17 protein-coding genes are annotated in these 21,027 nt (G+C 44.3%); 13 read left to right on the top strand and 4 right to left on the bottom strand.

The annotated features are described in order from the left end of the window. The first annotated feature begins 87 nt into the window (after positions 1-87). From KJY73_RS21440 to KJY73_RS21430, 3 genes are all read left to right on the top strand, one after another. Positions 88-822, top strand: coding sequence for a hypothetical protein (locus KJY73_RS21440; protein WP_214345655.1), 735 nt, complete (start codon positions 88-90; stop codon positions 820-822). Between the two features lie 50 nt (positions 823-872). Beyond that, positions 873-1,385: a hypothetical protein gene (locus KJY73_RS21435; RefSeq protein ID WP_214345654.1), complete on the top strand. Its 513-nt coding sequence runs from the start codon at positions 873-875 to the stop codon at positions 1,383-1,385. A gap of 272 nt (positions 1,386-1,657) precedes the next feature. After that, entirely contained in the window at positions 1,658-5,476 is a 3,819-nt protein-coding gene (locus tag KJY73_RS21430; protein WP_214345653.1) for a PAS domain-containing hybrid sensor histidine kinase/response regulator, read from the top strand. Positions 5,477-5,682: 206 nt separating this feature from the next. Here the strand turns inward: KJY73_RS21430 and KJY73_RS21425 are convergent, their stop codons facing one another. Next, on the bottom strand, positions 5,683-9,108 hold the full coding sequence (locus KJY73_RS21425; RefSeq protein WP_214345652.1) for an ATP-binding protein: 3,426 nt from the start codon (positions 9,106-9,108) through the stop codon (positions 5,683-5,685). A 25-nt stretch (positions 9,109-9,133) separates the two neighbouring features. Then, positions 9,134-10,069 (bottom strand): diguanylate cyclase, encoded by a 936-nt coding sequence (locus KJY73_RS21420; RefSeq protein ID WP_214345651.1) that lies wholly within the window; start codon positions 10,067-10,069, stop codon positions 9,134-9,136. A gap of 137 nt (positions 10,070-10,206) precedes the next feature. Here KJY73_RS21420 and KJY73_RS21415 point away from each other — a divergent pair, with 137 nt between their 5' ends. Continuing rightward, positions 10,207-12,654 carry a two-component system response regulator gene (locus KJY73_RS21415; protein ID WP_214345650.1) on the top strand — a complete coding sequence of 816 codons (2,448 nt, stop codon included), beginning with the start codon at positions 10,207-10,209 and terminating at the stop codon, positions 12,652-12,654. A 71-nt stretch (positions 12,655-12,725) separates the two neighbouring features. On the opposite strand, the gene KJY73_RS21410 is transcribed toward KJY73_RS21415, so the two are convergent. Both KJY73_RS21410 and KJY73_RS21405 read right to left on the bottom strand, forming a co-directional pair. After that, the gene (locus KJY73_RS21410) at positions 12,726-13,907 is read right to left on the bottom strand and encodes a tyrosine-type recombinase/integrase (protein ID WP_214345649.1); all 1,182 of its coding nucleotides are present in this window, start codon (positions 13,905-13,907) and stop codon (positions 12,726-12,728) included. A gap of 169 nt (positions 13,908-14,076) precedes the next feature. Then, entirely contained in the window at positions 14,077-15,168 is a 1,092-nt protein-coding gene (locus KJY73_RS21405) for a site-specific integrase (protein ID WP_214345648.1), read from the bottom strand. A gap of 156 nt (positions 15,169-15,324) precedes the next feature. Between KJY73_RS21405 and dusA the strand changes: the two genes are divergently transcribed. The 9 genes from dusA to KJY73_RS21365 all read left to right on the top strand — a co-directional run bounded on the left by dusA (position 15,325) and on the right by KJY73_RS21365 (position 21,003). Then, on the top strand, positions 15,325-16,314 hold the full coding sequence (gene dusA / locus KJY73_RS21400; protein WP_214345647.1) for a tRNA dihydrouridine(20/20a) synthase DusA: 990 nt from the start codon (positions 15,325-15,327) through the stop codon (positions 16,312-16,314). Between the two features lie 208 nt (positions 16,315-16,522). After that, complete coding sequence (locus KJY73_RS21395) at positions 16,523-16,795, top strand: hypothetical protein (protein WP_214345646.1); 273 nt, start codon at positions 16,523-16,525, stop codon at positions 16,793-16,795. A gap of 4 nt (positions 16,796-16,799) precedes the next feature. Continuing rightward, positions 16,800-16,934 carry a hypothetical protein gene (locus KJY73_RS21990; protein ID WP_269813818.1) on the top strand — a complete coding sequence of 45 codons (135 nt, stop codon included), beginning with the start codon at positions 16,800-16,802 and terminating at the stop codon, positions 16,932-16,934. A 493-nt stretch (positions 16,935-17,427) separates the two neighbouring features. After that, positions 17,428-18,099: a phage shock protein PspA gene (pspA, locus tag KJY73_RS21390; protein WP_214345645.1), complete on the top strand. Its 672-nt coding sequence runs from the start codon at positions 17,428-17,430 to the stop codon at positions 18,097-18,099. A 44-nt stretch (positions 18,100-18,143) separates the two neighbouring features. Then, the gene (locus KJY73_RS21385; RefSeq protein WP_214345644.1) at positions 18,144-18,344 is read left to right on the top strand and encodes a PspC domain-containing protein; all 201 of its coding nucleotides are present in this window, start codon (positions 18,144-18,146) and stop codon (positions 18,342-18,344) included. A gap of 11 nt (positions 18,345-18,355) precedes the next feature. Then, entirely contained in the window at positions 18,356-18,691 is a 336-nt protein-coding gene (locus tag KJY73_RS21380; RefSeq protein ID WP_206595900.1) for a hypothetical protein, read from the top strand. 108 nt (positions 18,692-18,799) lie between these two features. Then, entirely contained in the window at positions 18,800-19,243 is a 444-nt protein-coding gene (locus KJY73_RS21375) for a copper chaperone PCu(A)C (RefSeq protein WP_214345643.1), read from the top strand. 20 nt (positions 19,244-19,263) lie between these two features. Beyond that, a complete protein-coding gene (locus KJY73_RS21370) occupies positions 19,264-20,256 on the top strand; it encodes a DUF2333 family protein (RefSeq protein ID WP_206595898.1) in 993 nt (330 codons plus the stop codon). Positions 20,257-20,259: 3 nt separating this feature from the next. Further along, positions 20,260-21,003 carry a TIGR04219 family outer membrane beta-barrel protein gene (locus tag KJY73_RS21365; RefSeq protein ID WP_214345642.1) on the top strand — a complete coding sequence of 248 codons (744 nt, stop codon included), beginning with the start codon at positions 20,260-20,262 and terminating at the stop codon, positions 21,001-21,003. Positions 21,004-21,027 lie beyond the last annotated feature (24 nt).

The following is a 21,027-nucleotide window of genomic DNA, read 5'->3' as shown; positions in this document are numbered from 1 at the left end:
TCAGCAATTAATATAACCGAAAATCGGATATATAACCGATATAAATGATTGGTATTTATCCAACAACACCAAAGTCAGAGGAATGCTATGAGAAAACTTGGGATGGTTGCAGTGGCTATTGCAGCGGCAATGGCAACGGGTTGTTCGTCAACCATGAACTCATTGAACAATGCGTCAACAGATAAGCAAAAGAGCATTGAGTTGTATCGCGTGTTCGACATCAAAACCGGTGCAGACCGCCATATGGTTGTCGAAGCCGCCAGTGATGGCCTGGGGCACAACGTACAGTCAGCGAATGAGAAAAATCCTATCGTGATGGGCGAGAAGCCAGAAAAACCCGGCAGGTTTAAGCCTGCCAATATGGCGGGAAGCATGGGGTCGCAAATGGGCGGCATGATGCAACTGGCCATGCAGATGAACAGCTCCTTCGCCAATATGCTGAAAACCGCAGAATGTGATGGGGCGGTGTGGACGGCAACCGCCCAGAAGGACGTAGATAATGCCTTCTCTATGTCATTTAACCTGTGCCTGTGGGAATACCAGGGCGGCTATGCTCTGGATGTCTACGCAAACTACACCAAACAAGAAGGCGGCGGTTTCCTGGGGCTGGATGGACTGGCCAGAAAAGCTGCTTATGCCATCTCTGGCACACCTGAAGCCTGGGCCGAGAAGACCGTGCTGGATGTGGTACGGGAAATCAAAAAGCGCGCAGGCGGTGACGTCAAATATCTGGAAGGCTATCCCAAGCTGGAAACCACCCCTTGGCAGGACAGTGGTGAAGTGTTTAACGACCAGGGCTATCTGGCCGCTGTTGCCCCTTAAACCCCTTACTTAAACGGTTATCTGGAAACCCAATCAATGAGGATTCATCCATGAAAAAGGGAATCGCGTTAGCTTTCTCTCTGTTTAGCGCACTGTCTTATGCAGACCCGGCCATTTTTAAAATGGAACTGGGCACGACAACTGAAGACCAGGTAAAATCCATGTACTCGGCCAAACAGACCGGTGTTAACAAGTACAGCCTCGGCAATATGTACGATATCCCGACAGGGGAGGTTAGCTTTGAAGGTCTCAAAGAGCTGACTGCCATTTTCGACAAAAATGGCGTACTGGTCGGCGTGCTCACCACCTTCAACAAATCAAAGTTTGATTACTTAAACCAGGCGATTGGCGGCAAGTACAAGCTGGTCAGTCAGCGCATTCCCTTTGTGGGGGATAAGTCCGCGACTTATCGCGATGGCGCAACAGAAATCAGCTTAAATGCACCCCATATGGGCTTTGATATGAGCATGAACTACCTTCGCGATGAGTTAACGCAGGCCTTCAATAAGCAAACTGAAGCAGAAAAGCGTGCTAAGCAAAACAAGGAAACATCGCAACTCTAGCGTTGTATTAACTGGTTAGTTTGCTCCGATGAAAAGCGTGACTCGTCACGCTTTTGATTTTTTGTTATATGAGTAAACCATATCTATCTGAGCAACTCTGTATTACAAAATCTCAGCTCATACTGCAAAACTCTGGCTTAGAGTTCCACTTCGAAACAACTCTACAACTCAATATTTCAGGCAAATTCAGTTAATTTACGTGATACTCATTGAATCTTTGGGTAGAGAATGACAAGTTTACGTTGTCGAACCCTGAATACAGAGTGACAGATATGACAAAGGATATGCCCGGCAGAAAGACGTTATGGTTAACTATAGGCACTCTTCTTATGGGCTTGGTTGTCACTGGGATTATTTCATGGGAGGTTGAGAGAGCAACTACGTCGAGAATAAACGAAGCTCTACTAGATAGTCATGACAAGGCCGTGTCTGCTGTGCTAGACAGAATGAAATTGTATCAGTATGGACTACATGGTGTTCGTGGAGCTGTCCATATGGTTGGATTGGATAACCTTTCTCGCTCATCGTTTCTAAGGTACACAGAAACACGCAACTACAACAAAAACTTTCCAGGTGCCCGAGGCTTTGGTGTAATCCGTAAGGTCTCTCAATATGATGTTGAGTCATTTTTACAACAGGCCAGAAATGATGGCTGGCCTACTTTTGACCTGCTGGAATTGTCCACGAATCCGGGAGACCGCTATGTTATACAATACATAGAGCCTGTTGAGCGCAACTTTAAAGCTGTCGGCTTAGATATAGCTTCCGAACGAAATAGGCGGGAAGCGGCAACTAAAGCATTGACTACAGGGGAAGTTCAAATAACCGGGCCAATAACGCTCGTGCAAGCATCCGGATTGCATTTACAGTCATTCCTGATTCTTATGCCAATCTATCAAACTCCCACCCTCCCTCCGATTGAGAAGCGGCAAAACCTAGCATTTGGTTGGAGCTATGCTCCGTTAATTATGTCTGAAGTGCTCGCTGATATTCAGGTAGATCAGAAAGCAAGCTTTCTGCGCATCCAAGACATTACAGATTCAGAATCTGATGGGTACTTTTATTCAAGTGAGCCTAACGTTGACGAAGTTGTTAAATGGGAATCCTCAGTTTCAGAAGTCTTTGGGAGGAAATGGAAGTTTGAGTTTGGCATAAAGCCTGCGTTTTTCAGTCGGCTAAATCCTAAGAACAGCATTCATTATTTGACTGGAGGTATTGCCCTCACCCTTCTATTAGCATCACTTGTCTACGTAATGTCATTAGGGAGAAGAAGCAAGCAGGCTGCTTTAGAAGAGCAAGCCAGAATTGCATCGATAGTTGAGCATTCGGCTGATGGAATAATAGGACTATCAGTGGATAGACACCTTTTGAACTGGAATAACGCTGCCAGGGAGCTAATTTCTGAGCACCAAAGTATGGAGAAAGGTAATGAACTTAGTGGATTGCTTGATTCGAAATACCACCCCCAATTAAAACAGATATTCTCCGAATTGGCATCGGGAGAGCGTGTGCGTACTTTTCATGTGCAGCAAGAGCGTGATGGAATGCTGCAATGGTTATCCATAACTATCAGTGTTATTGGCAATGGAGACGAAGCTGCTAAAGGCTACTCAGTCGTTATACGTAACGAAACTCTGCAAAAAGAAGCGGAGCAGACCATTCAAAATGCTAATTTGGTTCTGGAGAAACAAGTGCTTTCCAGAACCGCTGAGCTGCAGAAAGTTAATCGGCTACTACAGTCCGTATTGGATGCAGCTTCTCAAGTGGCGATCATCGTTTTTTCAAAGGATGGCATTGTCAGTTTATTCAATCATGGTGCCGAGCAAGTTCTCGGATACAAATCCGATAATGTAATTGGACACAGTATTCTCAAATTGTTCTCAGAAAGTGAACTGAATGCTAGAACTTTGACCTCAACAAGTGGCTCAGAATATTGCCCCGTCGGTATTGCTGCGATAACTGCGGTCGCAGAATCAGAAGGTATTGAAAGGCTTGAAAGTAACCTCATTCGGGTAGATAAAACAGTTGTACCTGTATCAATGGTAATAACGGTCATCAAGGGTGAAAAAAGTGAGGTCTCAGGTTACCTCTTAATTGCCACCGATATCTCAGAGCAAATGCAAATAAAAGCTGCACTGGTAGAAACAAGAGATCGCTTGCTTATGGCCACCAACGTTGCGGAGCTTGGGATTTGGCGCTGGGATTTATTAAGTGACGAGCTAAACTGGAATGAGCGGATGTTTGAGATTTACGGGTACACTGAGAACATTAAATCACAAGGTGTTACTTATCAACACTGGCGAAACCGAGTGCACCCAGACGACAAAGAATCGGCTGAATCTGCGTTGATGGATGTCGTTTTAAGAGGAGTGGAATACAACACGATCTTCAGACTAGTCACACCTGATGGTCGAATTAAACATGTTAAGGCCGAAGCTCGATGTGTAAAAGACACTGCGGATAGAGTTACTTCTGTTATTGGTATCAACGTCGATGTCACCAGTCAGATTGAAGTGGAGCAGAGTTTGCGACACGCGAAGGAACAAGCTGATGCCGCGAGTGCTGCAAAGTCAAATTTCCTTGCTAATATGAGTCATGAAATTAGGACACCGATGAATGCCGTTATTGGTATGTTACAGTTAATTAACCAGACCCCTCTTTCTGATAAGCAAAAAGACTATCTTAGCAAGGCACAATCAGCATCTAAGTCACTTTTACAATTACTCAACGATATTCTCGATTATTCGAAGATAGAAGCAGGGAAAATTGACATAGACTTGCATCCGGTCGATTTGGAATCCCTTATCCGAGAACTTACTGTGGTATTCAGCGGTAGTCAGATGAAAAGTAACGTTGAACTACTGTATGACATTGATCTAAGCGTTCCACGTAAAATCCTTGCCGATAGTCTTAGGTTAAAACAGGTATTAATAAATCTGGTTGGCAATGCATTAAAGTTCACCATTTCGGGAACAATCACAGTAATTGTTAAGCTTGATGCAAATGAGCAAATCTTATTTGGCGTAAAAGACACGGGCATTGGCATATCAGATGCACAAAAAAGCAAATTATTTCAAAGCTTCAATCAGGCCGATCCCTCTACCGCCAGACGGTTTGGCGGCTCTGGCTTGGGGCTTGTGATATCAAAACGGCTGACTCACCTAATGGGAGGGAAGCTGGAGTTTACAAGTGAAGAAGGCGTTGGCAGCTATTTCTGGTTTACCCTACCGCTGAGGGAGGGCAGTGAAAACAAGGATACGAATAGAGAATCAAGCCAATCACTCTCGCTTCATAAACGTGCGTTGGTAATTGATGATAACCCGTTAGCGTTGGAGATACTGTCGGAGTATCTCCAACGATTCGGTTTTACTGTTGAAAAAGCTAAGACAGGGGAAGACGGCATTGACATCTTTGCAGATAACGTTGATGCAGACCCATTCGACTTGATACTCGTTGATTTGAGGTTGCCAGATATCAGTGGCTTAGACACCGCTCGGGTAATACGGAAACATTCGATTTCGCGCAAACAACCACGAATTGTTATGATTACGGCGCACGGAAGAGATGAACTGGAAAAAGAGTTAAGTGTGAATACACCAGTATTTGATGATTTTATTACTAAGCCTGTGACACCACGTCAATTAAGTGAATTAATAAATCCGCAAGATAGCCGAAACCCTGTTACAGATGTCTCTAACGATACACAGAATAATCAGCGTCTGTGTGGTGTGACAATTCTATTAGTTGATGACAATGACATTAACCGAATTGTCGCAGATGAGTTGCTCTCATCTGAAGGGGCCACAGTTATCAATGCAGAAGGGGGCGCTCAAAGTATATCAATTCTCAAGGAAAATAGTGATAGGGTTCAACTGGTGCTTATGGATATGCAAATGCCAGATGTTGACGGTATTGAAGCTACTACTCGTATAAGAAAGATGCCAGAATTTCAGTCTTTGCCAATTATCGCTATGACAGCCAATGTGTCTGTCGATGATATTCAAGTTTGTTTGGATGCAGGAATGAATGATCACATTGGCAAGCCTTTCGAGCTGGACAGTGTAGTTAAAAAAGTTCTTTCACATATTTGAAAGCGTTAGAATTCTACAGGCTTACATGGTCTTTTCTGACAACTTTTTTCTCCATGAACTGCGATTGCATCGACCAATTGAACTCACAGTTCATTGCAGACAAGAATCTAACATCGAGATTCTTGTATTAACTTCTATGTGGAGTGATTAATCAAATGGTACATTGGAAAAAGTTCTTTACTTACTGATAGACAACGAGAGTGGGTCTAACTGGCTTCAGTAAGCTCAAACCTCGACAGTTCTTCCATGAGAGAATTATATGAACTTTGGATCTTGGCTAAAGCTGAAGTGAATAATTCAATATTACCCTTTTTCGCAGCGTTTTCTAAATTGTTCAATTCAAATGCCAGCATTGATGCACCTATATCTCCCGCTAGTCCACGAAATGCATGAGCTGCTTTTCTTACGGCTTCGGCGTCCTGCATCTCTACTGCAATATTGAGAGCGCCTACTTTCTCGGCTGAGTAGTCAATGAACATTCTGACTACTTTGTTAAATAAAATGTGATTGTTCTGCATTCTGGTCAGGGCAGATTGTTTATCCCAAATAGGGTGTTCGGGATCTTCAACAACCGAGTGAGTTTGAAAACTTTTAATCTTTACACTCCATTTACTTAGTTTTGCTTCAAGAATGCTGGCAGATATTGGCTTGGTAATATAATCATTCATACCAGAGCTGATGCATTTTTCGCGCTCTCCCGACATGGCACTTGCTGTCATGGCTAATATTGGAATTTTGATACATTGCTCACCGGCCTCGCCACTTCTAATTTTTTTAGTTGTTTCAAAACCATCCAAAATTGGCATCTGGCAATCCATAAGGATACAGTCAACGAAAGGATTATCTCTTAATACCTGTAGAGCTTCTTCGCCAGTGTTGGCAACAAGAGTGCGGGCCAATGTCGGTTCGATAAGCCCTTTAGCAACCTCAACATTGATATGATTGTCATCCACGATGAGTATGGTGTGGCCCTTCAAAGAGAGAGTGGTATCATTGGCTGATAAGGTATTAGAAGCTCTGATTTGATCTGACTTCTTACCGGCTAGCTTCTCAAGCAGTTCAGTCTGCGAAAACGGTTTGTTCAATACCCTGTGATTTGCAGTGAAGCTTATATCTTCTACGCTGAGGGGATCGAGTAGCAAAAAACACTCTAAGTCGTCTCTAAATGAACTGTCTGTTATCTTTGCCCAGTCTGTGTAATCGGGTTCAATGATACACATGTCTGCTTCTTCTAAAGTCTGCCTAATCCCTTCTATTCCTTCCGGTAGACAGCATACGCCACCCAGTTTCGTTAGGGTACGTTGTATAACATCACGCAATATGGGATGCTTAACAAATACTGCGATATGCTGGCCAGAGAGTGCAAACGATAAATGTTCTGTCTGTGATGGCGTCACTGGTAGAGTTATATAAAAACGAAAACAACTACCTTCGCCTTTTTTTGATTCAAACTCAATTTCACCATTTAACAGATGACATAGTTGTTTGCAAATCGATAAGCCTAGTCCGGTTCCACCATATTGTTCGGTGACACCAGTGTGCTCTTGGCTAAATGCCCCAAATATTTTGTGTTTATTTTCATCAGCAATTCCTACGCCGCTGTCTTGTACTTCAAAGTACAATCTGGTTTGCTCTTCGGCATCCGACTTGTCGAAAACTGTGAGTTTTACGAACCCATGATCTGTAAACTTGGATGCATTAGATAGAAGATTAGTAAGAATCTGCTTAAGGCGGAGAATGTCACTTCTTACTTCATCCACATGCAAGTTTGACAAATCCAAAATGAACTCTAAACCTCGCTCTTGTGCTTTTATCGCCATAGAGTCAGCCAGTGACTCAAGCATATGTACTAAGCTAAAAGGTGCAATATCAATTTCGAGCTTACCTGCTTCAATTTTTGATAGATCTAAGATGTCATTAATCAATGTGGCTAGCGTGAGAGTGCTGCTTTCTGTCATTGCCAAGTATTTCTTTTGGCGGCCAGTCATAGGGTCACGTTTTAGTAGCTGAATTGTCCCTATTATGCCGTTTAACGGCGTACGCATTTCATGGCTCACATTCGATATAAAAGCACTCTTTACCTCACTGGCTTGAACCGCTTTTTGATGCGCAATAGCCAATTCTGCTGTTCTCTCATTAACTAGTTTTTCCAGCTCCGCTTTTGCCAGTTCATTTTTCATTTCTATCATTTTCTGTGCAGATATGTCTTCTATTGTAATTGCTACACCTCTCAATATACCTACACTGGTTATTATCGGATAAATTGACACTTTGGCGTCAATTAATCCGGTAGTCGTTTGCAGGTGATACTCGACAATATTAATTGTTTTTTTTTCCATCGTTTCGTTTATTGCCTCCGTGACGTCAGAGTTATTAAAAATACTTAATTCCCGAAGTTCAGTTCCGAGTATATTGAATGCTGCGAGACCAAATAAACGCTCTGCGGAATTGTTCCAGGCTCTGACCTTTCTTTCTAAATCCAGGCTGAATATGGCATCGGATACACCGTTTACTATTGCTTCGGTTTCTGCCATTGTCTCAGATAGTCTAATCTGAGAGCGGATTTTACCATTCAATATCAAAAGAATTGTTAAGAGAATGCCGGACAATACAAAAACAAAGCCATAGGATGAGATTCGCTCTTGCATCATTAATTGGTGAATGCGTTCCTGAGAAAGTCCAATTACTAATCGTAAAACTCCATCGTCTTGACTTGCGCCAATTCTTATATCTTTTTGCATGAAACTAAAGGCGCTCTCATTGTCTTTTGAGACTAGCGTTCCTTTTGTTCCTCTTCCTGAAACGTCTATGCTATATAGTGAATCGACTGTTAGTTCCGGATTAAGATCTTTCGAGTATTGTAGAGTTTCATCCGGGTGATAAACAAAACGACCTTTGCTATCCAATAACATGATTAATTCATTTCTTGATGAATGCTCAGATAAGCGGCTAATTATGGAGGTGGCATTTATATTTATAATCAAAAAACCAAACTGCGCCCCTGAATTGTAGAATATCGGTAAGCCAAGACGTATCATTGGGCGATAAGGGAATTCAATTTTCCCGTATTCTCGATTAAGACTAATATTCGAAATATACACTTGGCCTGGCGATGAACCTTTGATTTCTTTGAAATAATCGCTATCTGATTTATTTTGTAGGCGCTCCGGTGGTATTACCTCTAAGGTTCCAGCTATTCTGTCAACCCGAACAATTTCCAAGCCTGAATTTTCGGTACTGATTATTCGCAATTGTGCAATCTCGGTCCTGTTCTGCATCAATGCTTTAAAAATAGTGCTTAGTCTAAACTTCCACTGTTCCAACCTTGTTCCATCCAGAGGGTCTAAACCATTATTCTCGGTCGCCCTTGCCAATCCAGAAATGGGCGGAGTAGCATGCAGGAAAAACAGATCTTTCCTGTATTGTTCTAGTGCGTCGTTAATAGAATTGGCCGTCAAAGCCAAACTTTGAGTTAGTTGTTGGTCTGTTTCCTCCGCTATCTCATCAGCAAGTCGAGATTCGAAGAAAGCTGTCATGAGGATTGAGGTGCTAACCACAATGACTAAAGAAATAGGTAAGAAGTAGCTGGTCAGGACAGAAGACTTTAATGCCGGTACAGTTTTTTTATTCATATCCCTATTCCCGTGCTTTATCACACTAATTACGAACCGATGCAATACAGACTCGGTTTCGTCCGGTTGCTTTAGCCTTATATAGAAGTTCATCTGTACGCTTTAGCCAAGCTTCCCAATTCTCGAGGTCCGAATTATCAAGTTGGGAGAGTCCCCCACTAAGGGTCACTATGCCAAATGGCGACTCTGGATGTGCTAACTCTAATTTACATACCGCGTCTTTGATACGATTTACTACACACTCTGCACCTTCTATATCAGTATCAGGTAGCAAACATATAAATTCTTCTCCTCCATAGCGAACAACTGCATCTGAAGGTCTAAGAAGTGCTTTTTTTAAGGCCTTAGCAACTTCCCTTAGGCATTGATCTCCTTGTAAATGGCCGAAATGGTCGTTGTATTTTTTAAACCAGTCCACATCAAACATAGCCAAACAAAAGGAACTGCACTCTCTACTTGACTGACGGATAAGCCTCTGTACTGCATCTTCCAGCCAGTGTCTGTTGTATACCCTGGTCAAACCATCGAGAAGACTTTGTTGTTTTAAAAAGTCTGTCTGTAATTTTAGGGTTAGATGGGTTTTTACTCTGTTGGTGAGGGTAATGGCGTTAACTGGTTTAACTACATAATCCACACATCCTGCTTCCCAGCAGGCTTGCTCCTCAACGTCCTCACTAAGTGAGGTGATAAAAATTAAGGGAATATGGGATACATCTGGCATAGTTTTTAGTTGTCTGCATAGTTCTAACCCATCCATCTCTCTCATTAGTACATCACTCAAAATGAGATCCGGAGGCGTAAGTGAGCAATATTGAAGTGCTTCTTCAGCATTAGCGACAACTGCAACATGACAAAAGCCGTCAAGGTAGTTAGCAATGATTGTTCTAGTGATGGGTTCGTCTTCGACAACTAAAACTGTAGTTGTTTTGAACGGATGTAGAGAGTCGTCTAGCCTTTGCAAGAGGAGCATCCTTAAATAACACTTGCTAAACACTCATCATATTAATGACTTATGCTGTTCATGGTCGTTGCTTTTCAGCAACTTTTTTGAAAATAGTCGATACTCATTTAAATCGCCAGTATGGAGACTGCTAAAAAATGCTGTTTAACCCACAACGTGAAGACTTTCCGACCATTTTGATTGTTGATGATGAAGCTGTTAATCGGATTATTTTGGAGGACGCTTTACAGACGTTAGGTAAGATTCTACATGCTGAAAGCGGTGAGGAAGCACTTCGAATAGCATATGTTAATCACCCCAATGTTGTGATGCTCGACATTGATTTGCCTGGTATTGATGGTTTTGAAGTGTGTCGTCGATTAAAGGCCAACCAACATACAGCGGAATGTGCAGTGATATTTGTAACATCTCACAGTGAGTCAAGTTATGAGTATCATTCACTGGCACAAGGTGGCATCGATTTTATAAGTAAACCCATTGATTTTGGCCTCTGTCGACTAAGGGTTAAGAATCAGTTGATCTTACAGCAGCAAACAAAGGCATTAAGGACAGCAAAGGACGATCTGCATGAACTGGTAACTCAGGTACCGGTCTTTATTTCTTGTTGGTCTAAAGAATTAGCCAACTGGTTTAGTAATGATTTTGAAGGTGATTGGTTTGGTATTAATGCCAAGGCAATGGCTGGTCAACAAATGCAACATATTTTTCCTGCCAGTCTCTTCAATCTTGTTCAAAAGAAAATTATGGAGGAGCTTCCTAGAGATACTTTTACAGCTTACATACCTGAAGCCATCGGAGGTATAGAGTATGCTCAAGTTTACCTAACTAAGAGGCGGGTACTAGATGAAGAGATTGGCTATTTGCTGACATTGGTTGATGTAACAACTGTTAGGCGAGCCAAGCACGATTTAATGCTGGAAAAGGAACGGCTGAAAGTAACGTTAAATTCAATCGGTGATGCTGTAATCGCAACTGACACTGATGCTCGGGTGACTTTTATGAATCCTATCGCCGAGAGAATGACAGGAATGCTGTCGAGGGAGGCAAAAGGGATACATATAGAATCGGTGATGAATCTTTGTGATGCAGACACCAAAAAGCCTGGTATCAACCCAATCAGTTTAGCACTTCAAGAAAAACGCATTGTGGCAATGGCATTAAATAGCCAGCTCACCAGTAAAAATGGGGAAGTATATCGAGTAGAAGATTCGGCTGCCCCAATACGTGATGATGACGGCAATATAATTGGTGCAATAATCGTGTTTCATGACGTAAGTGAGTCAATTGCCATGGCCGTCAAGATGAGCTATTTAGCCAATCATGACCAGCTTACCGATTTGCCCAACAGAATTTTACTGCATGATCGGCTTGGACAGGCCTGCAAAATGGTGCGTTCCACCAACAAACTGGTTGCAGTTTTTTTAATAGACATCGACCACTTCAAATACCTCAATGATTCTCTTGGTCACCATCATGGAGATCTTATCATCAAGCAAGTGGCAAAAAGGCTTGAATCATTGGTAGATACTAGTGCCACGTTAGCACGGATAGGAGGTGACGAATTTGTTTTGGTCGTTCCCGGTATTCGTAATTCAGGAATTGTAGATAGTATTGCAACAGCAATTGTTAAAGAAATGGGCGACCCTTTTATCATTGAGGCTCAGGAATATCGAATGACAGTGAGTGTTGGTATTAGCCTGAATCCGACGGATGCAGATGATGAGGAAAGTCTAATGCGCCATGCTGATGTGGCAATGTATCGAGCAAAAAAAGAGGGACGTAATCGCTATTGCTATTTTTCAGAAGAATTGGAGGCACAACTGTTACAGCGCCATAATGTAGAACTGATGCTTCGAGCTGCCATTACTAATAATGGGCTTGAAGTACATTATCAGCCTCAAATTGAGTTGTGTTCTGGACGAATTATAGGGGCCGAAGCACTAGTTAGACTACGTGATGCTAAAGGCAATCTTGTATCCCCTATACATTTTATTCCCCTTGCTGAAGAAACTGGCTTGATTAATCAGGTAGGACATCAGGTAATGCGAAAAGCCTGTCAAGCGGCGAGTAATTGGCACCGACGGGGTCACCGTATCAGATTGTCAGTTAATATAGCAGCAAAGCAATTTGTTGAATCTAACCTAAGTGAAGATGTAGCTGAATTGCTTCAAGAAACAGGTTTGGCACCAGAGCTGCTTGAATTGGAAGTGACAGAAAGTGCGTTGATGGACAATTTTGAAGAAACGCAAAATATTTTAAATAGTCTTTCAGGACAAGGGGTATCTATAGCTATCGACGATTTTGGGACGGGTTATTCTAGTTTATCTTACATGAAAGCATTTCCTATAGATGTGCTAAAAATTGACCAATCCTTTGTGCGAGATATGCTTTTGGATAAGCAAAGCCTAGACATCGTAAAAACCATAGCATATCTCGCTTCTTCGTTAGGCCTAACACTTATCGGTGAAGGTATAGAAGAAGAGGAGCAGAAAAGAGCGCTAATAGATTTGAAATGCGAGTTTGGACAAGGTTATCTATTTAGTAAACCGCTGCCTCTTGAAGATTTTGAAGCCTTGCTTGAGTAAACTTGGTTCTTAGTCTTGGGCAATTATGATTGGTGAAATATTAGCTCAGATAAGCTCTAGTAAAGTTTACTTTAATCCATACGTTTCAATTCTTGTTTTCTGATTGCCTCAGAAGCCCGCATCTGGTTGTATACATCCTCGACCATTCTGGAATCTTTATGGCCAGTGATTACCATGACGGTCTCTTTTGATAAACCATCCTCCAACAGCCGGGAAACGGCTTCTCTGCGTAAGTCATGTGTTCTCAATCCCTCAATCCCAATGTGATTTAGCATTTGTGTAAATCTGGATGATACGGTACTAGCTTTCACGGGAAAAATTGTACCCACTGCATTTGGAGTGGCTTCCTTCAGTCTTTTCAGAGTTGTTCTGGCTAGCTCTGAGAGTGGAATTGTTCTTTTATTGTCCTGTGAGTCCCCGCTACTACGTCGTAGTTTATTGGGCGTGACAAGCGCCTCACTGGTGTCCCAGTTTATATCCTGCCAGGTTAATGTCAGTAGCTCTCCAACCCGCTGTGCCGTCTCAATCAGCAGAATAAAGATTGCCTCATAATCAACGTTGGAGCCGCTTCTTTGTTGAGCATGTCTTAATGCCGTGGATATTTTTTCATATTCACCATTATTTAGTCTGCGTGTACGAGTGGTGGAGTTGCCAATGAAACCATTTCGTCTCAGTTGTTTCAGATGGATACCAAAAACTGAATCCGACACATTTTTAATATTGCAAGCGTGGCCAACTTCTCTGACAGCGCGCATGATTGCCGACAGGTCCGAGGCAATTGTTGACGGTTTCGCGCCCAGCGCGGTTCTCTCCTGGCAAAACTTGCTCAGTTCCCGGTATTGAATATCAATTAGGCGCATACTGGCGATGGCATAGCCGTCATAAGCCGATTTACCGATGATTGCTCTCAATGCCGCCTGGCTACTGCGACCTGTTGGCGTCGGAACCTGAGATTGCTGGCGCAGAAATAGTTCGATAAATGCCCGCAGCGTCGAGTTTACATCCGGTATAGGCAGTGATTGATTGCAAAACAAAACTCGGGTTGAGACACCAGGAAGTCGTGCTTTTTGTTTTATCTCCGATACATTGGCTTCATACTGTTTTTTCATGCGTTCAGCAAAATCAAGGGCTTGTTCGTACGATGGAAATCGTTTTGTGGTGTCCTGCGGATAATATTTGGACTTTTCTCTGACACGGGCCGCGAAAACGGCCTCGCCCCTGGCGGTTTTTTCTGTGATTGTGTAGAACGCCATACGACTAGGTAACCTCATGAAATACATCGAGGTTACCTATTATCTGCATATTGCGGCCTACGTCACTAGGCTTCACTCGCAATGTCGTAAATAGTTCGAAAACTTACGCCAATGGATGATTTATACACAATTTCAGTTTGAAAAATGTACTTTGGATGTTTTTGTTCCTCTACTGGCCGAGGATGTTGACGTCCCTGAACCTATTAAACTGGTCGGGATTAATAACAACGTAAACCTGCCATAGAATGTTGAGATCTTTATGACCTGTTATCCTCGCGGCTTCCTCTACTGACATACCCAGTTGGATGAGCCTACTGGCCCCCTCTCGGCGTAAATCATGGTAACGCAGGTCTTTGATCCCCAGTTTTTTCCTGGTCCGCCTGAAGCCAGCCGTGATTGAACGCGGGTTATAGGGGAAAATTTTAACGTCCATTTTGGGCTGTCTATCAATGATTTCAAGCGCCTCGCCCAGTAGTGGTAGTTTGGAATTGTTTCCCTGAGAACCATTTGGGTTTTTTCTGTCTCGCAGCAGGATTGTTCGGCTGTTTCTGTCCAGGTCATCCCAGCGCATATTGCAGACCTCACTAATTCGACAGCATGTCAGTAACGAAATTCTGAAAATATCCACATACGGGATGATACAGCAGTGGTGTTTGCTGCGATTGGTGAGTTCTGTCAGCAGAGCCTGCATCTCCCCCTGTTCGAGGCGACGTTCTCGTCTGGCTGAACGCGCTATCAGCTTTAGGTCATGAAGCGCCGGATATGCATCAATCACAGGACGCTCGTCGACATTTACATGAAACATTGATTTCGCCACCCGCAGCACTTTACGCAGGCAGGAAACATCAATAGAGAGCGTTTGAGGAGAAGGAGCACTCTGCGACTCTTTGCGTTGTCGGCAAAAATCGACAATGTCGGCGGAGGTAATATGTGTGACTAGCTTATCTGCGATGGGGAAAGTGCAGATTTGTCTGAAACAATAATTGGCTGTACGGCGCAAAGGCCGGTCAGATGCATTCTTTTTAACCTGATACTTTTCAATCAGCGTTTTCAGCGTGCAGTCAATTAACTCAAATGGCGTGTTGTTGGTGTTGTGCTCGACTTTATAGACAGTCTCTTTTGCCCATTTGATTGCCGCCGTCTTATGAATAAACGTTTTGGATTTTGAAAAAGTTACTACCCCGTTTTCTTTTACCCGCACGCGTGCGCAGTAAACCGTCGCGTTCTTTCTCTGACGTTTTGAAATGGTATAATTGGCCATTGGCACTCCCTGATTTTTGTTCCCCCAAAAAGGGGTTTTTGTTCCCCCGAGGAGGGAGAAATAGGGAAACTTGATGCCAAAAACCGCCGTTTGTATTCTTCCAGTTTTGCCAGAAAGAAAAGGTAAGCTGTTGTTATTTAAGGGTTAAAATCTCTCATGGCTGATGTTTCTTTCAACCGTCGAATTTCCATAGCGCCCATGCTCGATTGGACAGATCGCCACTATCGCTATTTTATGCGCCGCATCACCCGGCATACACTTTTGTATACCGAAATGGTCACCACCGGGGCCATTTTGTTTGGCAAAGGTGATTATTTGGGCTTCAACAGTGACGAGCATCCGGTTGCTCTGCAACTGGGCGGTTCCGATCCCGCTGATATGGCAGAGTGCGCCAGGCGCGCCGAGGCACGCGGTTATGATGAAGTTAATATCAATGTAGGTTGTCCGTCAGATCGGGTACAAAATGGTCGCTTTGGCGCCTGCTTGATGGCTGAGCCTGATACCGTTGCAGCCTGTATCACGGCAATGCAAAAGGCGGTTGCAATACCTGTTACGGTGAAATGCCGCATTGGTATTGATGATATGGATGAATATGCCCATTTGGATGATTTTATTCGCCGGGTAGCGGACGCTGGCTGCGATACTTTTATCATTCATGCCAGAAAGGCTTGGTTGCAAGGTTTGAGCCCTAAAGAAAATCGGGAGATTCCGCCGTTAATGTACGATAGGGTGTACCTGCTCAAAGAGCATTTCCCCCAGCTGCATTTGTCGATAAATGGGGGAGTGAAAACGCTGGAAGAGGCTAAGCAACATCTACAGTATCAAGATGGTGTCATGATTGGCAGGGAAGCTTACGCTAACCCTTACATGTTCGCCGAAGTGGACCGGGAGTTTTATGCCGACGCACATGCTATTCCTAGCCGCGAAGCCGTAATTGAATCTATGGTGCCCTATGTCAACGAACAGGTTGCATCGGGAGCCAGAGTTTGGCACGTCGCCAGGCACATGCTGGGTATTTTCCAAGGGCAACCTGGCGGAAGAATCTGGCGGCGCTACTTGAGTGAGAATGGCACACGCGCAACAGATGGACAGCTATTACTCGATGCATTAGAGGCTCGTCAGGCAGGCATCAAATACAGCGAATAGTCTTAGTTGGTTAATTTGACTACCAAATTGTTAATATGACCATTATTTGAGCGCGTGGTGTTTTGAGAATTCATGCGCTTTCTGTTTTATTGATAAAATATCTATTAATTTCAGTGTCTTGTGATTTTTCTTCGAGTTGGCATGTGTCTCGCAACAACTATTTCGTCAGTTATTGCGACTTAACACATGAACCGATTTGGAGAACCTTATGTTTAGCAAAATGAAACTTACCGCTGCCACTGTGTTGTTGGTATCTTCAATGAGCGCCAGCGCTCAGTCAACCGAAGTATCATTGCAGGAGCTTGTCGCTCATGTGCTCAGTTCCGCCGTGAGTGCCACAACTCAGGAAATGAGCAACAGTGTGAAAGAGGCGGTGAGCAAAGCTGCCGATGTACTTACACTGCAAGAAGATACCCAGGAAATGCAGTTGGTTGAGCGCAATGAGAAAGCGCAACCAGAACCAGCTAAGCAGGCAGAATAAGCTTATGTTGGATCAGATGCATTTGCTCAGCTTGCTGCTGATACCCCTGATGGCATTTTTGGTTGGTGCGCTGGTATTTAGCTACGTAGAACGTTTGCTAGTTAAGCCGCCAACTTTTTCTCCCCAAGACGGTCTTTAAGCTGTAGGACCGTCTTTTCTACTTTACTCTCTCTGTCTCTTTACTATTCTGTTCCCTGTTCCCTGTTCCCTGTTCCCTGTTCCCTGTTCCCTGTTCCCTGTTCCCTGTTCCCTGTTCCCTGTTCCCTGTTCCCTGTTCCCTGTTCCCTGTTCCCTGTTCCCTGTTCCCTGTTCCCGTAAAAGTGGCATCACATTTTCTTCCCAGCGAAAGACTTTGGCAAACCCAATCGGCCCCTGCTCGTGCTTGCTTTAAGGCGCTTTTCAAATTGTGCTTGTTTTACTTGGTGGAATTAACCAGTGATGTGGTTGATTTGACCAAATTTTAAGTTTGGCGATTTTGCGTGTGAATAACCTTAGTTAGATGATTTGAGTAAAATCATTTAAAAACAATGCATTACTCGGTTTTGTTGAGTTGGCATAAGGCTTGTAATAGTGATTGGGAGTGATTTAGTCATAAGCCCAAAACTAAGGGCAACAAGCGTGGAGGAAGTGAAATGGGTGTCTTTTCAAGAATGAATGACATTGTACAAGCCAACCTGAATGCCCTGTTAGATAAAGCTGAAGATCCTAAAAAGGTGATCCGTCTTATCGTACAGGAGATGGAGGAAACCCTGGTTGAACTGCGTGCCATAGCTGCACGTAACCTGGCTGCGAAGAAAGATTTGCAGCGCAAGCTGGACCGTCTTAACGAACAGGTCCTGCAATGGCAAGACAAAGCGGAAATGGCCTTAGGTAAAGATCGGGAAGATCTAGCCAAACTGGCGTTGACGGAAAAGCACAAGTTTGAGGTGCAAGCCCAACAACTGAGTGGCGAGTTACAGCAAGCGGAGGAGGCATTGCAGCAGCTTCAGCAGGACAGTGTGCGTCTGCAAGAGAAGCTGAGTGAAGCACGCACTAAGCAGAAAACACTGCTAATGCGAGAGGAGTCAGTGGCTGCCCGTTTGAAAGTGAGGGTCAGCAATGACACGCAAAAAGTTGAGCAAGTGATGCAACGCTTTGACCACTATGAGCATCGTGTTGAGCAGTTAGAAGCTCAGCTTGAGGCCTACGATTTGACAGCCGGGCAGCCAGGATTGCACGCAGAGTTTGCGCAACTGGAAGCTGACGAAAAGATGCAAGCCGAGCTGGATGCGCTTAAGCAGAAAATTCAGAAGAAGGTTGCTTAAGGGGGCTTCGCCCCCTTATCCCCGGATATTGACAGGAGAAGAACATGACAACGTTGTACGACGACCAACGCATTCGTAAAGATAAGATTCGAGCCAAAGTGTCAGGTGTATGTGCAGGTTTGGCCAGACACTGGGGAACAGAGCCCTGGTTGATCCGTTTGGCAGCACTGGTGCTTTTCTTCCACCTGCCTTTGGTGGTGCTAGTGGCCTACATTATTGCTGCCATGGTATTGCCGGCTCGATAAAGGGGTAACCCATGTTTAAGAACTTTATTGTCGCAATTTTAATTGCCACCTTGCTGGTCTATTGCTTAGGCATGGTGGCGGACTCTTGGGGACATGTTCATCTCTATCTGGATGATGATCTAATGTCCCCGGCAGTGACACTAGTTGGTGGCGTGCTACTGGCGATTACTTTTATCGTGTTAGGTCTGATGTTAGCTGTCAGCCTTATTGGTGCATTAGCCTTTGTGTTTATTTGCGTATTGGGCGCCTTACTCATCGCAGGAATTGGGGCACTTTGGCCAGCCTTGCTAGGGGTTTTGATTATTGTCTGGCTGGTACGTGACGCGAAAACTACCGATCAAGTTTAACCTGTTGACCCGGCGATTCATGCGCTGGGTCATTGGCATTCATACAGAATTCCTGAATAATTCCCTGCATCGATGGATTTCCCTTGTATAAACAACAGGAGTTGCAGAATGCGTTTCATGTTAACCGTATTGCTGTTTGGTTTTTCCGCCCTTGCATTTGCTGAAGTCAAAGTTGATAACGCCCTAATCCGTTTGCTTCCCCCCGGTGTCCCTAATACAGCGGGTTATTTTTCACTAACCAATACAGGCAGCGAAGACCGGGTGTTGGTTGGCGCCAGCTGCGCTGCGGTGAAAAAAGCAGAATTGCATGATCATCAAATGGTAGACGGTATGATGAAGATGGTTCATCAACAACAAGTAGTTGTGCCTGCAGGGCAGACCCTGACCTTTCAGCCCGGTGGTTTACACTTGATGTTATTTGGTTTGCAAGCACCGCTTAAAGAAGGGCAGCAGATTCCTTTCACCCTGATGTTTGCCAATGGTGAGCAAGTTGAAGTCAGCGCCGTGGTTAAATCAGCTGTGGCTGAGGTTGACCACTCTCACCATCACTAATGAAACTTTTGGGAGTGCCCATGAGACAGTATCTGAGTACAAGAACCCTATTGCTGGCATTGACCTTGTTGCTGGTATTTTTTTATTTGCTGGCTGTTTATTGGAGCAGTGAGCCTGATACCTTTGATGTAAAAGTGCATGCGGAGAGTGACGCCCAGTCAAAAGGAGTGCAACTGGCTCCTGGCTATGTCACTACCGCCACGTTGATCCGCGTAAGCCGCACTTTGTTGGATAAACCAGGTGGCTACCTTTCCAACGATGTGATGCCGCCATCTGTAATGATGGACAATATGCCAGCCTGGGAATATGGCGCACTAGAGATGGTGCGGGACCTTAGTCTGGCCATGCGTAAAGACCTGAGCCGTTCGCAATCCCAATCAATGGAAAATCCTGATCTACTGGTAGCTCAACCAAAATTTAATACCGACAGCCGCAACTGGTTATTGCCGCCGGCAGAGTCCGAGTACGGCGAAGGTATCGAAGCACTGGAGCGTTATCTGAGCAAGTTGGCCAGTCCTCTGGATGATAGTGCACAGTTTTATGCCCGTGCTGATAATCTGAGAGATTGGTTGAAGCAGGCTGAGAAGCGCCTGGGCAGCTTGTCACAAAAGCTAAGCGCAAGTGTTGGTCAGGAGCGTCTGAATACCGATCTGGCGGGAGACCCTAATGCTCGTCAGTCTACACCATCCCGTAGCTCCCAATACCTGAAAACCAGTTGGTGGAAGCTGGATGACGTATTCTATGAAGCGCGGGGTGCTAGCTGGGCGCTGCTGCATTTCCTCAAAGCAGTGGAGGTCGATTTTGCCGACGTGCTGGAAAAGAAAAATGCCCGGGTCAGTCTGCAGCAAATTATTCGAGAGTTAGAAGCCACACAGCAGACAGTTTGGAGTCCATTGATTTTAAACGGCAGTGGTTTTGGTCTGGTGGCCAACCATTCGTTGGTGATGGCCAATTATATTTCCCGTGCCGATGCTGCCCTTATCGATCTAAACGAATTACTTAGCCAAGGATAAAACATGTTTAAAAAGTTATTGCCGCTCGCCCTTTGTTCTTTTGTGTTACCCGCACAGGCCGACACCTTGTTAGGTTTGTATGTTGGGGCGCAGGGGTGGCGTGCAGAGGCTGAGGGTGGCTTTGCCAATACCGAATTGGTCACAGATTTTTCCTTTAAGGATAAAACCTTAGCCTCTTATTATGTGGCCCTCGAACATCCAATCCCGTTGATTCCTAATATTCGTATCAGCCGCCAGAAATTGGAAACCCAAGGAGATACCATACTGGCGTCTTCTTTTACTTTTGCTGGTGAAACTTTTGCAGCGGGTAGCCAAATCGGCGCCGACCTTGATATGGACAGTACCGATTACACGCTCTACTACGAAATCTTTGATAATGACATTGTTAGTTTTGATCTTGGGATAACGGCTCGGGATGTCGATGGTGTGTTACTGACAACGGGTAATTCAATCACAGCGCAACAGAGCTTTTCCGGTATTGTGCCGTTGCTGTATGGCAAGGTCGAAGTTGGGCTGCCGTTAACCGGGCTTGGAGTTCAAGCGCAAGGAAACTTTCTGGCCCTGGATGACAATAAGCTATATGACTATCAGGCAGCCATAACTTATAGCCTGATGGATAATCTGGCGGTAGATATGACGTTGCAGCTTGGTTATCGCGTTTACATGCTGGAATTGGATGATATGGATGACATATACACCGATATGGAATTCAAGGGCGTTTTTGCCGGTGTTGAACTGCACTTCTAAATCTAATTAGGGCCGAGCCAGGGA

Source organism: Bowmanella yangjiangensis (genome assembly GCF_018531185.1).
Classification (GTDB): Bacteria; Pseudomonadota; Gammaproteobacteria; order Enterobacterales; family Alteromonadaceae; genus Bowmanella; species Bowmanella yangjiangensis.
Note: the sequence above shows the minus strand (reverse complement) of the source record. Positions and strands in the feature narration are given on the sequence as shown.

Coding starts and splice junctions, on each gene's coding strand:
- KJY73_RS21440 (WP_214345655.1), top strand. CDS start 88: ATGAGAAAACTTGGGATGGTTGCAGTGGCTATTGCAGCGGCAATGGCA.
- KJY73_RS21425 (WP_214345652.1), bottom strand. CDS start 9,108: ATGAATAAAAAAACTGTACCGGCATTAAAGTCTTCTGTCCTGACCAGC.
- KJY73_RS21405 (WP_214345648.1), bottom strand. CDS start 15,168: ATGGCCAATTATACCATTTCAAAACGTCAGAGAAAGAACGCGACGGTT.
- KJY73_RS21375 (WP_214345643.1), top strand. CDS start 18,800: ATGCGTTTCATGTTAACCGTATTGCTGTTTGGTTTTTCCGCCCTTGCA.
- KJY73_RS21410 (WP_214345649.1), bottom strand. CDS start 13,907: ATGGCGTTCTACACAATCACAGAAAAAACCGCCAGGGGCGAGGCCGTT.
- KJY73_RS21435 (WP_214345654.1), top strand. CDS start 873: ATGAAAAAGGGAATCGCGTTAGCTTTCTCTCTGTTTAGCGCACTGTCT.
- KJY73_RS21380 (WP_206595900.1), top strand. CDS start 18,356: ATGTTTAAGAACTTTATTGTCGCAATTTTAATTGCCACCTTGCTGGTC.
- pspA (WP_214345645.1), top strand. CDS start 17,428: ATGGGTGTCTTTTCAAGAATGAATGACATTGTACAAGCCAACCTGAAT.
- KJY73_RS21385 (WP_214345644.1), top strand. CDS start 18,144: ATGACAACGTTGTACGACGACCAACGCATTCGTAAAGATAAGATTCGA.
- KJY73_RS21370 (WP_206595898.1), top strand. CDS start 19,264: ATGAGACAGTATCTGAGTACAAGAACCCTATTGCTGGCATTGACCTTG.
- KJY73_RS21990 (WP_269813818.1), top strand. CDS start 16,800: ATGTTGGATCAGATGCATTTGCTCAGCTTGCTGCTGATACCCCTGATG.
- KJY73_RS21415 (WP_214345650.1), top strand. CDS start 10,207: ATGCTGTTTAACCCACAACGTGAAGACTTTCCGACCATTTTGATTGTT.
- KJY73_RS21430 (WP_214345653.1), top strand. CDS start 1,658: ATGACAAAGGATATGCCCGGCAGAAAGACGTTATGGTTAACTATAGGC.
- KJY73_RS21365 (WP_214345642.1), top strand. CDS start 20,260: ATGTTTAAAAAGTTATTGCCGCTCGCCCTTTGTTCTTTTGTGTTACCC.
- KJY73_RS21395 (WP_214345646.1), top strand. CDS start 16,523: ATGTTTAGCAAAATGAAACTTACCGCTGCCACTGTGTTGTTGGTATCT.
- dusA (WP_214345647.1), top strand. CDS start 15,325: ATGGCTGATGTTTCTTTCAACCGTCGAATTTCCATAGCGCCCATGCTC.